Source organism: Nocardiopsis changdeensis (genome assembly GCF_018316655.1).
GTDB lineage: Bacteria > Actinomycetota > Actinomycetes > Streptosporangiales > Streptosporangiaceae > Nocardiopsis > Nocardiopsis changdeensis.
In genome coordinates, this window is the sequence record NZ_CP074133.1 from 3,625,054 (window position 1) to 3,638,341 (window position 13,288).

Consider the following 13,288-nt stretch of genomic DNA (forward strand, 5'->3'; position numbering starts at 1 on the left):
CCGGCGGCGTCCGCACAATGGGGTCCCGCGCACCGACACCGACGGGAGACCTCCGTTGACCACACCGCCTCCGCCGCCCTTCGACCCCGAGCTGTCCGCCGCCCTGGCCCTGATCGGCGACCAGATCACCCCCTCCATCACCCCCGACCTCATCGACGCCATCCGGACCGCCCGCGCCGGCCTTCCGGTCGAGGGCGACTTCGCCCACGGCGGCGACTTCACCGAGCACGCCCTCACCTTCCCGGGCCGCGACGGCGCCGACGTCCCCCTGCTGCTGTGGCGGCCCACCTGGACCACCGAGCCCACCGGGCTGCTGTACTGGATCCACGGCGGCGGCATGATCCTGGGCACCCACCGCGGCCCCGAGATCCCCGACCTGCTCGCCACCGCCCGCGAACTGGGCCTGGCGGTGGCCTCCGTCGGCTACCGGCTCGCCCCCGAGCACCCCCACCCCACCCCCGTGGAGGACTGCTACGCCGGGCTGGTCCACCTCACCTCCGGCGCCGCCGCCCACGGCCTGGACACCGCCCGGGTCGTGGTGGGCGGGGCCAGCGCCGGCGGCGGCCTGGCCGCGGCCACCGCCCTGCTGGCCCGCGACCGCGGCGGCCCCGCCCTGGCCGCGCAGCTGCTGATCTACCCGATGCTCGACGATCGCAACGACAGCGTCTCCGCCCACCAGATGGCGGGCCTGGGCGTGTGGGACCGCACCTCCAACGACACCGGCTGGAACGCCCTGCTGGGCGGGGCCGCGGGCGGTCCCGACACCTCCCCCTACGCCGCCCCCGCCCGCGCCGCCGACCTGTCGGGGCTGCCCCCGGCGTTCCTGGACGTGGGCTCGGCCGAGACCTTCCGCGACGAGGTCGTCGACTACGCCGCCCGCATCTGGCGGGCGGGCGGCGTCGCCGAACTCCACGTGTGGCCCGGCGCCTTCCACGGCTTCGACTCCTTCGCCCCGCACGCCGCCCTGTCCCGCCAGGCCACGGCCGCACGCCTTCCCTGGCTGCGCCGCACCCTCGGCGTGTGAGGCAGGGCACACTGGTTCCATGAGGGAACTGCTGGGCCGCATCAGCGCACTGGACCCCCAGGCCGGGGACGCCGTCAAGGTCATCGCCTACTTCGACCGGCTGCACGGCACCGGCCTGGAACCCCTGGTGCGCGGTGCGGCCGCCCTGGCCGGGCACCCCGCCGCGCTCACGGACCCGGCCCGCGCCCTGTCCCTGCGCGCCCTGCCCGACGGCCGCCTCACCCGCGCCCCGCAGCCGCCCCCGGACCCGTCCTGGCCGACCGCCACCGCGGGGACCGCCCTGCTGTGGCTGGAGGTGCCCGGCCCCGCCGGACCGGTCCTGGACATGGTGCTGGAGCGTGCCGCGGTCGCCGTCCTGGACCACCTGGACCGCTCCCCGGCCCCCGCCCTCCCCCTGGCGGCGGTGCTCACCGACCCCGCCCGCGGCGAGGACGAGCGCCTGGCCGCGGCCCGCCGCGCAGGGATCGGGCCCGCCGCCCGCCGCGCGGTCCTGGCCCCCCGCCGGGGCCCGGTGCGCCTGCTCTCCCCCGGCGAGGACCCCGGCACCGCCCGCGCCGGGCTGGGCCCGGCCGTACCGGTCGCCGACCTGCCCGCGTCCCTGGCCGACGCGCGCCGCGCCCTGCGCTTCACCGCCGCCGGGTCGGGCGCCGACCCCGGCCCCCGCCTCGTCCGTGCCGAACACCTGGGCGCCCTGCTGCCCCTGGCCGACACCGTCGCCCCCGGCGACGCGCCCCCGCCCGACGTGACCGCCCTGGAGCGGCTGGCCCGCACCTCCACCGCCCTGATCGCCCTGGCCGACGCGCTGGCGACCGCGTCCAGCGTGCGCGCGGCCGCCACGGCGCTGGGCGTGCACCACTCCACCGCCCAGCAGGGCCTGGAACGGCTGGAACGCCTCCTGGGCTGGAGCGTGCGCACCGTCCCGGGGAGGCTGCGCCTCCAGGTGGCCCTACACGTGCGCCGCCTCCACCTGCCCGACTGACCCCCGCACGCCCCGGCGGTGGTCGGTCGGCGACACCCCGCGCACCCGCTTGAACGCGGCGCTGAACGCGAACGCGTCCGCGTAGCCCACCCTGCGGGCGATCGCCCCCACCGTCTCGGCGGTGTCGCGCAGCAGGTCCGCGGCCAGGGTCATCCGCCACTCGGCCAGGTACGCCATCGGCGGCACCCCCACCAGCGCCGTGAAGTCCCGGGCCAGCGTCGCCCGCGACACCCCGCACACCTCGGCCAGCCCCGCCACCGTCCACGCCGCGTCGGGCCGGTTGTGCACCGCCCGCAGCGCCGCCCCCACCACCGGGTCGGCCAGCGCCGTGTACCAGGCGGGCGGGTCGGCCTCGGGCCGGTCGAACCAGGTCCGCAGGGTCGAGACCAGCGCCAGGTCCAGCAGCCGGTCCAGCACCACCTGCTGGCCCGGCACCTGGCAGTCCACCTCGTTGAGGATCATCTGCGTGAGCGGGTCGTGGCAGGCGTCGGCGGGCACCACCAGCACCTCCGGCAGCGCCGACAGCAGCCGCCGCCCCACCTCCCCGGTGACGTCGTAGCCGCCGCTGAGCAGCAGGTCGGGGGCGTCGAACGACCGGCCGTAGGTGCGCACCCCCAGCACGACGTCCTCGTCGAGGGGCTCGCCGTCCGGCCCCAGGCAGACCTGTTCCGACAGGACGGTGCAGGTGGTGGCGGCGTCGGCCGGGTGGGCGACGGTGTGGGCGCCGGGCCCGCGCAGCACCGCGATGTCACCGGCCTCCAACGGCAGGGGGCCGCCCCGCCCGGGAGCGACCCAGGCCCGGCCCCGCACCATCGTGACCAGTGTCAGGGGCAGGGCGTGGTCGAAGCGCACCGACCAGGGCGGCTCCATCAGGGAACGGCTGAACAGGGCCCCGCGGGCCCGGACCCCGTCGAGGAGGTCGGAGAGTGCGTCCATGCCGTAGACGATCGCACATGCAGGCGAGACTCGCGACCATGGATCGTCTCAGCCGGGGGTGATGGACTTCCCCCATGACGAACACCGACCCCATCCTGGTCATCGGCGGCACCGGCACCACCGGTCGCCGCATCGCCCGCCTGCTCGCCGAGCGGGGCCGCGCCGTGCGCGTCGCCTCGCGCAGCGCGGCCCACCGCTTCGACTGGACCGACCCCGCCACCTGGGACGCCGCCCTGGACGGGGTGCGCACCGCCTACGTCGTCCCCAACGACACCGAACCGCACACCCCCGAGCTCGTCGCCGCCGCCCGGGACCGCGGCCTGGAGCGCATGGTCCTGCTCTCGGCCCGCGGCTCCGACGACCCCGGCTACTACGCCGACCGCCGCAACACCGACAACGGCCACCTCCAGGGCGAGCAGGCCCTGTCCGCCAGCGGCCTGGAATGGACCGTGCTGCGCCCCACCTGGTTCGCCCAGAACTTCACCGAGGGGTTCTTCTCTCCCCTGGTCGAGGCGGGGGACCTGCGCCTGCCCACCGGGGAGGGCGCGTGCCCGTTCGTCGACGCCGACGACATCGCCGAGGTCGCCGTCGCCGCCCTCACCGGCGACGGGCACCAGGGCCGCACCTACGAGCTGACCGGGCCGCGCCCCCTGACCCTGCACGAGGTCGCCCGGGTGTTCACCGCCGCGACCGGCCGCACGGTGGTCCACACCCCCGTCACCCCCGACGCCTTCATCGCCGAGCAGACCGGGGCCGGCGTCCCCGCGGACCTCGCCGAGGTGCTGGCCGACCTCATGGGCCCGCTGGCCCGCGGGCGCGAGGCCCACCCGTCCACCGGGGTGGAGGACGCCCTGGGCCGCCCGCCCCGCTCCCTGGAGGACACCCTCAGTCGGCGAGGGTGATCCCCAGCGCTCCCAGCAGCAGGCGCGCCTGCGCGGGGCCGATCATCGCCCCGCGCAGGTACTGCGCCTGCTCCACCGTGAACTCGCCCAGGTCGGCGCCGCGCAGGTCCGCGCCCGCCAGCCTCGCCCCGACCAGCGAAGCCCCGCGCAGCCGCGAGTCCACCCACACCGTCTCGCGCAGGTCCGCCGCCGACAGGTCCGCCTCGTCCAGCCGCAGCCCCTCCAGCACCCGGCCCCGCAGGTCGATGCCCTTGCACCGGGCCAGCATCAGGTTGCAGTGGTCGAACGCGTACCCCACCCCGCGCAGCGACGTCAGCCCCGCCCCCGTCATCCGGCACCCCGAGAACACCGCGTCGGTCAGCAGCGCCCCCTGCCACCGGGTGTTGGCCAGGTCCACCCGCTCGAACCGCGCCTCGGTGCACTCGGCCCCGCCGAACACCGCCCCCGCGGCCCCGCCGCCGACGAACCGGGTCCCCTCCAGCTCCGCGCCCTCCAGGCGCGCCCCGTCCAGCCGGCAGTCCCGCACCACCGCCTCGGCCAGGTCCACCCCGCGCAGGTCCGCCCCCGACAGGTCGCACCCCACCAGCTCCCGGGGCGCGCCCCCCGCGCTCCCCCACTCCTCCCGCAGATCGGCCCCCGCCAGATCCGCGCCCTGCAACGACTCCCGAGAAACATCCGTGCCCATGGGCGCGCACCCTACCGTGCACCGCCGACAACGCGCCGCCGGAACCGCTCAGTCGCGCAGCTTCAGCGCCAGGAACAGGTCCACCCGGTGCTCCAGGTTGCTCAGGTCCCGGCCGGTCAGCTCCTCCACCCGGCCGATCCGGTACCGCAGCGTGTTCACGTGCACGTGCATCGCCGCCGCGCACCGCTGCCAGGACCCCGAGTGCTCCAGGAACCGCTCCAGCGTCTCCACCAGCTCCGACCGGTGGTCCCGGTCGTAGGCCACCAGCGGGCCCAGCAGCCGCTCCCGGTAGGAGCTCTGCACCTCCTCCGGCACCGACGCCAGCAGCAGCTCGTGGGAGTCGATCTCCGCCCCCGCGATCACCCGCCACCGCCCGCCCCGCAGCTCCGCCAGCCGCCGCGCGTGCCGGGCCTCCACCGCCGCGCCCCGCAGCTCCGGGACCCCGCGCGCCGCCGAGGACGACCCCAGCGCCAACCGGTGGTCCAGCAGGCCGCCCTCCAGCACCCGGGCCCCGGCCACCAGCACCGTGCGCACCCGCTCGGCCGCCTCCCGGGGGTCGCCGCCCGCGGGCACCGGGACCAGCGCCAGCGTGTCGCCGTCCCCGTCCCCGGTGACCACCGCGCCGGGCAGGTCGGCCACCAGCTCGGCCACCACGTGCCGGGTCAGCTCGCCCGCCCGCGGCGCGGGCAGCATCACGGCGCTGACCACCACGTGGTCCTCGCCCCCGCCCTGCGGAGTGCCCCGCAGCAGCGCCGCCACCTCGTCGAACCGCTGCGCCGCCAGCAGCCGGGCCACCCCCTCCAGGTGCCGGGCCTCGGTGCTCCACCGGTCCTCCACCCGCCCCCGGGCCAGCACCGCCACCGACCCCAGCTCGGCGACCGTCTCGCGCTCCTCCTCCGACCACACCGCCTCGTCGCCGGCGCACACCAGCAGCCACCGCGACAGCGGATGCGACCGCGACGTGGCCACCTCCCGCACCGTCACGACCGCCTCCCCGGCCCCCGGCACCCGAGTGGTGTGCGGCAGCAGCGGCCACGCCAGGGCCCGGGCCGCCAGCCACTCCCGCTCGGCCGCGCCCAGCCCCGCGCCGTCGCCGGCCACCAGCCGGCCCGTCGGCGAGACCACCCACGCGCGCACCCCGACCTGCGCCGACGCCCGCGCGAACACCTCCGCGAAATCCGCGCCGGCGGCCACCTCCGCCACCGCCTGGCGCAACCGGTCCCGGTGCCGCGCCAGCCCCGCGAACCGGCGCCGGGTGTGCGAGCCCAGCACCTCCTCCGTCACCGCGCCGAACGACGTCTCCGGCGGAACCTCCACCAGCGGCATCCCCCGCCGCAGGCACGCCTGCACCAGGTCCTCGGGCACCGAGCCCAGCGCCGTCCCCGCCCCGATCGCCACCGCGCCGGCCGACTCCACCGACGCCACGAACCGGTCCGAGTCCCCTGGACCCTCACGCCACATCATCCCGGTGAGCACCAGCTCGCCCCCGCGCAGATACCGCGCGGGCTCCAACAGGTCGGTGGTGTAGGCCCACCCCACCTCGCGGTCGGCCTCCTCCGCCCCCGCCAGGAAGCGCAGGTGCAGCCGCTCGACCGCGATCAAATCGCCAAGACGCATGAACGTCCCTCTTGAGTCCGTGTGTCGATGATGGTCCCCGAGACCTTACGGGAGTTCAGTGGTGGGGAAGTACGAACCCTCCCACGGGCACCACTTGGAGGAAACGACCAACGATAACCGTTCGTTCCGCCATCACTTCATGTCATCGCCGCCTGGAAGCGACGACACCGGAGTGCTGTACTTCACACAACCCACCGGTCAAGTCAACGCGAGGACCCTCACACATGCGATTCCTGAGCCCCTCCACCCTGCAGGAGGCGCTTGAGGCCAAGGCCGAGCACCCCGACGCCGTCCCGATCACCGGCGGCACCGACGTCATGGTCGAACTCAACTTCGACAAGCGCAGGCCCGACATCCTGCTCGACCTGACCCGCGTCGCCGAACTCTCCCGCTGGGAGGCCGCCGGCGACGGCCACACGCGCCTGGGCGCCGCGGTCCCCTACAGCCGCATCATCGCCGAGCTGCCCGCCCTGGCACCGGGACTGGCCAAGGCCTCCCGCACGGTCGCCTCACCGCAGATCCGCAACCGCGGCACCGTCGGCGGCAACCTCGGCGGCGCCTCCCCCGCCGGGGACGCCCTCCCGCCGCTGCTGGCCGCCGACGCCACCGTCGAACTCGCCTCCACCCGGGGCACCCGCCGTGTCAGGGCCCGCGACTTCTTCCTCTCGTTCCGCACCACCGCGCGCCGGGACGACGAACTGATCACCGCGATCCTGCTGCCCGCACCCGCCGGTCCCCAGCACTTCGCCAAGATCGGCACCCGCAACGCCATGGTCATCGCCGTCACCTCCTTCGCCCTGGCCCTGGACACCGGCGCACGCACCGTCGGCACCGGCATCGGCTCCGCCGGACCCACCCCGCTGCGCGCCGAGGCCGCCGAGGACTTCCTCGCCCAGGAGATCGACTGGGACTCCCCCGGGCCCCTGCCCGAGGCCACCGTCCGCCGCTTCGGCGAACTCGTCGCCGCCGCCGCACGCCCCATCGACGACCAGCGCGGCAGCGCCGCCTACCGGCGCCACGCCCTGTCCGTCATGGCCCGCCGCACCCTGACCTGGTCCATCACCGACTACCGCAAGGAAGCCGCCGCATGCGCGTGAACATCAACGTCAACGGCCAGGACGTCACCGCCGACGACGTCTGGCCCGGAGAGAGCCTCCTGTACGTCCTGCGCGAACGCCTGGGACTGCCCGGCAGCAAGAACGCCTGCGAACAGGGCGAATGCGGCTCCTGCACCGTCTACCTCGACGACGTCACCGTCTGCTCGTGCATGGTCGCCGCGGGCCAGGCCGAAGGCCGCCGCGTCCGCACCGTCGAAGGCCTCGCCGACGGCGCCGGCAAGGGCGGCGACCGCCCCCTGAACACCGTGCAGCAGGCCTTCCTGGACGCCGGAGCCGTCCAGTGCGGCTTCTGCACCCCCGGCCTGCTCGTCCAGACCGACGACCTGCTCAACCGCACCGTCGACGCCGGCCGGCCCGCACCCACCGACCCCGAGATCCGCGAAGCCCTCGCCGGCAACCTCTGCCGCTGCACCGGCTACGAGAAGATCCTCGACGCCGTCCACCTGGCCGCCGCACGCCGCGCCGGCACCGACACCGCCGGGAGCACCGCATGACCGACCACCGCTCCCTCGTCATCGAAGGCGCCCACATCGCCACCGTCGACGGCGCCGAACACCCCGACGGGCACATCATCGCCCGCGACGGCCTCATCACCGCCGTCGGCGACGGACCCGCGCCCGCCCACCTGGTCCCCGACGACGCCACCCGCGTCGACGGCCGCGGCCACCTGGCCACCCCCGGCCTGGTCAACACCCACAACCACCTCTACCAGTGGGCCACCCAGGGCCTGTTCACCGACGGCACCCTCTTCGAATGGCTCGTCGGCTCCTACGAGATCTGGCACCGCCTCGACGCCCGGGTCGTCGCCGACACCACCACCGCCGGCCTCGCCCACCTGGCCCTGTCCGGCTGCACCACCGCCTCCGACCACCACTACATCCACCCCTCGGGCCGCGGCGACATCGTCGACGCCCAGGTGCGCGCCGCCCTCGACGTGGGCGTGCGCCTGGACCTGGCCCGCGGCTCCATGGACCGCGGCCACAGCCAGGGCGGCCTACCACCGGACAGCGTCGTGGAGACCCTCGACGACGCCCTCCAGGGCACCGCCGACGCCATCGACACCCACCACGACCCCTCGCCCGGGTCCATGACCCGCATCGCGGTCGCCCCCTGCTCGCCCTTCTCCGTCAGCCGCGACCTCATGGTCCAGGCCGCCCACCTGGCCCGCGACAAGGGCGTCCGCCTGCACACCCACCTCGCCGAGACCCTCGACGAGGAAGAGCAGTGCCGGGCCGAGTTCGGCTGCACACCCGTCGAGTACGCCGAGAAGCTCGGCTGGCTCGGCCCCGACGTCTGGTTCGCCCACGCCGTCCACCTCTCCGACGACGCCATCGCCCGCATCGCCGCCACCGGCACCGGCGTCGCCCACTGCCCCACCTCCAACGCCCGGCTGGGCGCCGGCATCTGCCGCACCACCGAACTCCTCGCCGCCGGGGTCCCCGTCGGCCTGGGCGTGGACGGCCCCGCCTCCAGCGAACTCACCCCCCTGGCCGGGGAGATGCACCAGGCCCTGCTCATGGCCCGCGCCCGCAAGGGCCCCCAGGCCCTCTCCGCCCGCCAGGCCCTGCACATGGCCACCCTCGGCGGCGCCCGCGTCCTGGGCCGCGACGCCGAACTCGGCTCCCTGACCGTCGGCAAACTCGCCGACATCGCCCTGTGGCGCGTCGACGGCTTCGGCTACGACGTCATCGAGGACCCCGTCGTCGCCGCCGTCTTCGGACCCACCCCGCCGCTGACCCACCTGTGGGTCGGCGCCCGCCCCGTCGTCTCCGGCGGGGAGCTCACCACCGTCACCCGCGAGGCCGCCGCCGCCCGCGGCCGCAACGCCCACGCGCGACTCACCCAGGAGGCGAACCGCTGATGCCGGCGACCACCGTCACCGATCTCACCAGCACCACCAGGGACGGCATCGGCGCCAGCCCGCCGCGCCCCGACGGCACCCTCAAGGTCACCGGGGAATTCGCCTACTCCTCCGACATGTGGATGGAGGACATGCTCTGGGGCGCCACCCTGCGCAGCCCCCACCCCCACGCCGAGATCCTCTCCATCGACATCACCGAGGCCCTCAAGGTCCCCGGCGTCGAGGCCGTCCTCACCCACGAGGACGTCCCCGGCACCAAGCGCTACGGCCTCGAATTCGAGGACCAGCCCGTCCTGGCCTACGGCAAGGTCCGCTACAAGGGCGAACCCGTCGCCATCGTCGCCGCCGACCACCCCGAGACCGCACGCCGCGCCATGGAGCGCATCCGCGTCGACTACCGGGTCCTGGAACCCGTCACCGACCCGCGCCGCGCCGCCATGGACCCCCACTGCCCCCTGGTCCACGAACCCGGCACCGTCCCCGACCACCCCGAGTACAACCAGCGCGGCAACCGCCTGCGCCACCAGCCCATCCGCACCGGCGACTTCGCCCAGGGCGACCCCGACACCGCCCTGGAGGCCCTGCGCGCCCGCGCCGACGTCGTCGTCGCCGACGAGTACGAGGTCGGCATGCAGGACCAGGCCTTCCTCGGCCCCGAGTCCGGCATGGCCGTCCCCGCCGAGGACGGCGGCGTCGACCTCTACGTCGCCACCCAGTGGATCCACGTCGACCAGCGCCAGATCGCCCCCGCCCTCGCCCTGCCCCAGGACAAGGTCCGCATCACCCTGGCCGGCGTCGGCGGCGCCTTCGGCGCCCGCGAGGACCTGTCCATGCAGATCCACGCCTGCATGCTCGCCCTGCACACCGGCAAGCCCGTCAAGATCGTCTACAACCGCGAGGAGTCCTTCTACGGGCACGTCCACCGCCACCCCGCCAAGATGCGCTACGAGCACGGCGCCCTGGCCGACGGCACCCTGCTCTACGCCACCGCCGAGGTCATCGTCGACGGCGGGGCCTACGCCTCCGCCACCCCGGCCGTCGTCGGCGTCGCCTCCTCCCTGGGCCTGGGCCCCTACGAGATCCCCCACGCCCGCGTCGACGCCTACGGCGTCTACACCAACAACCCGCCCTGCGGCGCCATGCGCGGCTTCGGCGCCGTCCAGGCCTGCTTCGCCTACGAGTCCCAGATGGACCGCCTCGCCCAGGCCCTGGGCATGCACCCGGTCGACCTGCGCATCAAGAACTCCATGAGCCAGGGCTCGCGCATCATCACCGGCCAAGAGGTCGACATGCCCCTGCCCATGGCCGAGATGCTCGCCCGCGCCAAGGACCTGCCCCTGCCGCCCGCGCGCGACGCCCTGCCCGACCCCGCCGACCTGCGCACCCTGCCCGGCGGCGTCGCCGGCACCACCCACGGCGAAGGCGTCGTCCGCGGCATCGGCTACGGCGTCGGCCTCAAGAACCTCTGCTTCTCCGAGGGCTTCGACGACTACTCCACCGCACGCGTGCGCCTGGAGGTCGTCAACGGCGAACCCGTCGCCCTCGTCCACACCGCCGCCGCCGAGGTCGGCCAGGGCCTGGTCACCGTCAAGGGCCAGATCGCCCGCACCGAACTGGGCGTGGAGAAGGTCGTCATCGCCCCCTCCGACACCAGTGTCGGCTCCGCCGGATCCTCCTCCGCCTCCCGCCAGACCTACATGACCGGCGGCGCCGTGCGCACCGCCTGCCTGGCCGTACGCGAGGAGCTCTACACCCTGGCCCGCGAACGCGGCCACATCCCGGCGACCCTGGACGACGAGGACCTGTCCCTCACCGGAGGCAAGGTCGTCTCCCGCACCCTGGGAGCCCTGGTCTCGCTCACCGACCTGCTCGGCGACGGCACCGTCGTGGAGCAGACCCGCGAGTACCACCACCGGCCCACCGAGATGCTCGACCCCACCCTGGGGCAGGGCTCCTCCCACACCCAGTTCGGCATGTGCGTCCACCGCGCCGTCGTCGACGTCGACGTCGAACTCGGCCTGGTCAAGGTCATCGCCCTGGACGCCGTCCAGGACGTCGGCAAGATCATGCACCCGCTCCAGCTCATCGGCCAGATCCAGGGCGGCTCCACCCAGGGCCTGGGCCTGGCCCTCATGGAGGAGGTCCAGGTCGGCGACGGGCAGATCCGCAACCCCTCCTTCACCGACTACCTCATCCCCACCATCCTCGACACCCCGCCCATGCGCATCGAGGTCCTCGAACACCCCGACCCGCACTCGCCCTACGGCGTCCGCGGCGCCGGGGAACCGCCCACCCTGTCCTCCACGCCCGCCATCGTGGCCGCCGTCCGCGACGCCACCGGCAAGGCCCTGACCCACGCCCCCGTGCGGCCCGAGGACATCGTCGGCATCCCCCTGTAAGACCACCGGCGGTGCGGCGGCCACCCCGCCGCACCGCCCGACCTCCCTCACCCACCCGGTGAGCGGCCCACCGGCGCACGCGCCCATCCGCGCACGCGCGCGCCACCGCCCTGGGCACGGGGCGACGACGCCCCCGCACGCCCACGGACGATCACTCTGCGTGATCATCCACTCTCATCAGGCGACCGAAGGCCGCCCCGTTTCCCTCCAGGAGGGGACATGACCACACGCGACAGCGCCCAGCGCCCGCAATCCACCCCCCACGAAGGTCGATCCTGGCTCGACCGCTACTTCTCCATCACCGCCCGCGGCTCCACCCCCGCACGCGAACTCCGCGGCGGACTCACCACCTTCATGGCGATGGCCTACATCATCGTCCTCAACCCCGTCATCCTGGGCGGCGCCACCGACATCAACGGCGACCACCTCGACCCCGCCCAGCTCACCACCATGACCGCCCTGTCCGCCGGGCTCGTCACCATCATGATGGGCGTGGTCGGACGCGCCCCCATCGCCTGCGCCGCCGCCCTCGGGGTGATGGCCGTCGTCGCCTACCAGGCCGCACCCAACATGACCTGGCCCGAGGCCATGGGCCTGGTCGTCTGGCAGGGCCTCATCATCATCGCCATGGTCGTCACCGGCGTCCGCACCGCCGTCATGAACGCCCTGCCCCGCGACCTCAAGATCGCCATCGGCGTCGGCATCGGCCTCTTCGTCACCCTCATCGGCCTCAAGAACGCCGGCTTCGTCAGCCGAGGCGAGGGCGGAAGCCTCCTCCAGCTCGGCGCCGAGGCCGACGGCGGACACCTGCTGGGCTGGCCCGTCCTCATCTTCGTCATCGGCCTGACCCTGGCCTCGGCCCTGCTCGTCCGCGGCGTCCCCGGCGCCATCTTCTACGGCATCGTCGGCGCCACCGTCCTGGCCGTCGTCGTCCACTACGCCTTCGGGCTCGACGCCGCCCAGTGGGGCGGCGGCGCGCCCGAACTCCCCGCCTCCCTGGTCGCCGTACCCGACTTCGGACTCCTCTTCCAGGTCGACCTCCTCGGCGCCTGGACCACCGCCGGGCCCACCACCGCCGGCGTCATCCTCTTCACCCTCGTCCTGGCCGGGTTCTTCGACGCCGTCGGCACCATCCTCGCCATCGGCGCCAAGGCCGGGATCACCGACGAGAACGGCGCCATGCCCCGCGTCAACCAGATCCTCGTCACCGACGGCACCGGCGCCGTCGTCGGCGGCCTGACCAGCTCCTCGGCCACCCTCGTCTTCGTCGAGTCCACGGCGGGCGTCGGCGAGGGGGCCCGCACCGGGCTGTCCAGCGTCGTCACCGGCGCCCTGTTCCTCACCGCGATCGTCTTCGCACCGGTCTTCTCCATCGTCCCCGCCCAGGCGGCCTCGGTCGCCATGGTGCTGGTGGGGGCGCTGATGATGACCCACGTCGCCGACATCGACTGGTCCGACATGGGCGTGGCCGTCCCCGCCTTCCTCACCATCGCGATGATGCCCTTCGCCTTCGACATCGCCGGCGGCATCGGCATCGGCATCATCGCCCACACCGTCCTGCGCACCGTCCAGGGACGCGTCCGCGACGTCGGCTGGCTCATGTGGATCCTCACCGGCGTCTTCGTCTTCGACTTCTCCATGCACGCGCTCGGGCTCTGACGGGCCCGTCCCACCCGGAGACCGGTTCGCGCGGTATGCGGACCGGTCTCCCCCGTCGTCCGGAAAAAGCAAGGTGATTATCACCGGCGGGCAAGGTCCCCCCGGCCC

At 74.6% G+C, this 13,288-nt stretch carries 11 protein-coding genes; 8 read left to right on the forward strand and 3 right to left on the reverse strand.

The window, feature by feature from the left end; translation table 11 throughout:
* Window positions 1–55 precede the first annotated feature (55 nt).
* Together KGD84_RS16510 and KGD84_RS16520 are read left to right on the forward strand one after the other, a co-directional pair.
* Window positions 56–1,024, forward strand: coding sequence for an alpha/beta hydrolase fold domain-containing protein (locus KGD84_RS16510; protein ID WP_220561330.1), 969 nt, complete (start codon window positions 56–58; stop codon window positions 1,022–1,024).
* Between the two features lie 19 nt (window positions 1,025–1,043).
* Window positions 1,044–2,003 carry a helix-turn-helix domain-containing protein gene (locus tag KGD84_RS16520; protein WP_220561331.1) on the forward strand — a complete coding sequence of 320 codons (960 nt, stop codon included), beginning with the start codon at window positions 1,044–1,046 and terminating at the stop codon, window positions 2,001–2,003.
* On the opposite strand, the gene KGD84_RS16525 is transcribed toward KGD84_RS16520, so the two are convergent.
* On the reverse strand, window positions 1,971–2,939 hold the full coding sequence (locus KGD84_RS16525) for an AraC family transcriptional regulator (protein ID WP_220561332.1): 969 nt from the start codon (window positions 2,937–2,939) through the stop codon (window positions 1,971–1,973). The two genes, KGD84_RS16520 and KGD84_RS16525, sit on opposite strands and share 33 nt — an antisense overlap.
* A gap of 74 nt (window positions 2,940–3,013) precedes the next feature.
* Between KGD84_RS16525 and KGD84_RS16530 the strand changes: the two genes are divergently transcribed.
* Window positions 3,014–3,841 carry an SDR family oxidoreductase gene (locus KGD84_RS16530; protein ID WP_220561333.1) on the forward strand — a complete coding sequence of 276 codons (828 nt, stop codon included), beginning with the start codon at window positions 3,014–3,016 and terminating at the stop codon, window positions 3,839–3,841.
* Here KGD84_RS16530 and KGD84_RS16535 read toward each other — a convergent pair.
* A complete protein-coding gene (locus tag KGD84_RS16535; protein WP_220561334.1) occupies window positions 3,825–4,526 on the reverse strand; it encodes a pentapeptide repeat-containing protein in 702 nt (233 codons plus the stop codon). The genes KGD84_RS16530 and KGD84_RS16535 overlap by 17 nt on opposite strands.
* 48 nt (window positions 4,527–4,574) lie before the next feature.
* The gene (locus KGD84_RS16540) at window positions 4,575–6,143 is read right to left on the reverse strand and encodes a PucR family transcriptional regulator (protein WP_220561335.1); all 1,569 of its coding nucleotides are present in this window, start codon (window positions 6,141–6,143) and stop codon (window positions 4,575–4,577) included.
* A 224-nt stretch (window positions 6,144–6,367) separates the two neighbouring features.
* Here KGD84_RS16540 and KGD84_RS16545 point away from each other — a divergent pair, with 224 nt between their 5' ends.
* The 5 genes from KGD84_RS16545 (at window position 6,368) to KGD84_RS16565 (ending at window position 13,180) form a co-directional block, all read left to right on the forward strand.
* Entirely contained in the window at window positions 6,368–7,240 is an 873-nt protein-coding gene (locus KGD84_RS16545; RefSeq protein WP_220561336.1) for an FAD binding domain-containing protein, read from the forward strand.
* Window positions 7,231–7,755, forward strand: a complete 525-nt coding sequence (locus KGD84_RS16550; protein WP_220561337.1) for a (2Fe-2S)-binding protein — start codon at window positions 7,231–7,233, stop codon at window positions 7,753–7,755. The genes KGD84_RS16545 and KGD84_RS16550 overlap by 10 nt, the downstream gene beginning before the upstream one ends.
* Window positions 7,752–9,122 carry an 8-oxoguanine deaminase gene (locus KGD84_RS16555; protein WP_220561338.1) on the forward strand — a complete coding sequence of 457 codons (1,371 nt, stop codon included), beginning with the start codon at window positions 7,752–7,754 and terminating at the stop codon, window positions 9,120–9,122. The genes KGD84_RS16550 and KGD84_RS16555 overlap by 4 nt, the downstream gene beginning before the upstream one ends.
* Entirely contained in the window at window positions 9,122–11,521 is a 2,400-nt protein-coding gene (gene pucD / locus KGD84_RS16560) for a xanthine dehydrogenase subunit D (protein ID WP_220561339.1), read from the forward strand. The genes KGD84_RS16555 and pucD overlap by 1 nt, the downstream gene beginning before the upstream one ends.
* Before the next feature lie 219 nt (window positions 11,522–11,740).
* Window positions 11,741–13,180: an NCS2 family permease gene (locus tag KGD84_RS16565; RefSeq protein ID WP_220561340.1), complete on the forward strand. Its 1,440-nt coding sequence runs from the start codon at window positions 11,741–11,743 to the stop codon at window positions 13,178–13,180.
* The last annotated feature ends 108 nt before the right edge of the window (window positions 13,181–13,288 follow it).

What these genes read in the sequence shown, in the direction of transcription:
- KGD84_RS16550 (WP_220561337.1), top strand. Translation starts at nt 7,231, where the DNA reads ATGCGCGTGAACATCAACGTCAACGGCCAGGACGTCACCGCCGACGAC.
- KGD84_RS16555 (WP_220561338.1), top strand. Translation starts at nt 7,752, where the DNA reads ATGACCGACCACCGCTCCCTCGTCATCGAAGGCGCCCACATCGCCACC.
- KGD84_RS16525 (WP_220561332.1), bottom strand. Translation starts at nt 2,939, where the DNA reads ATGGACGCACTCTCCGACCTCCTCGACGGGGTCCGGGCCCGCGGGGCC.
- KGD84_RS16565 (WP_220561340.1), top strand. Translation starts at nt 11,741, where the DNA reads ATGACCACACGCGACAGCGCCCAGCGCCCGCAATCCACCCCCCACGAA.
- KGD84_RS16545 (WP_220561336.1), top strand. Translation starts at nt 6,368, where the DNA reads ATGCGATTCCTGAGCCCCTCCACCCTGCAGGAGGCGCTTGAGGCCAAG.
- pucD (WP_220561339.1), top strand. Translation starts at nt 9,122, where the DNA reads ATGCCGGCGACCACCGTCACCGATCTCACCAGCACCACCAGGGACGGC.
- KGD84_RS16540 (WP_220561335.1), bottom strand. Translation starts at nt 6,143, where the DNA reads ATGCGTCTTGGCGATTTGATCGCGGTCGAGCGGCTGCACCTGCGCTTC.
- KGD84_RS16535 (WP_220561334.1), bottom strand. Translation starts at nt 4,526, where the DNA reads ATGGGCACGGATGTTTCTCGGGAGTCGTTGCAGGGCGCGGATCTGGCG.
- KGD84_RS16520 (WP_220561331.1), top strand. Translation starts at nt 1,044, where the DNA reads ATGAGGGAACTGCTGGGCCGCATCAGCGCACTGGACCCCCAGGCCGGG.
- KGD84_RS16530 (WP_220561333.1), top strand. Translation starts at nt 3,014, where the DNA reads ATGACGAACACCGACCCCATCCTGGTCATCGGCGGCACCGGCACCACC.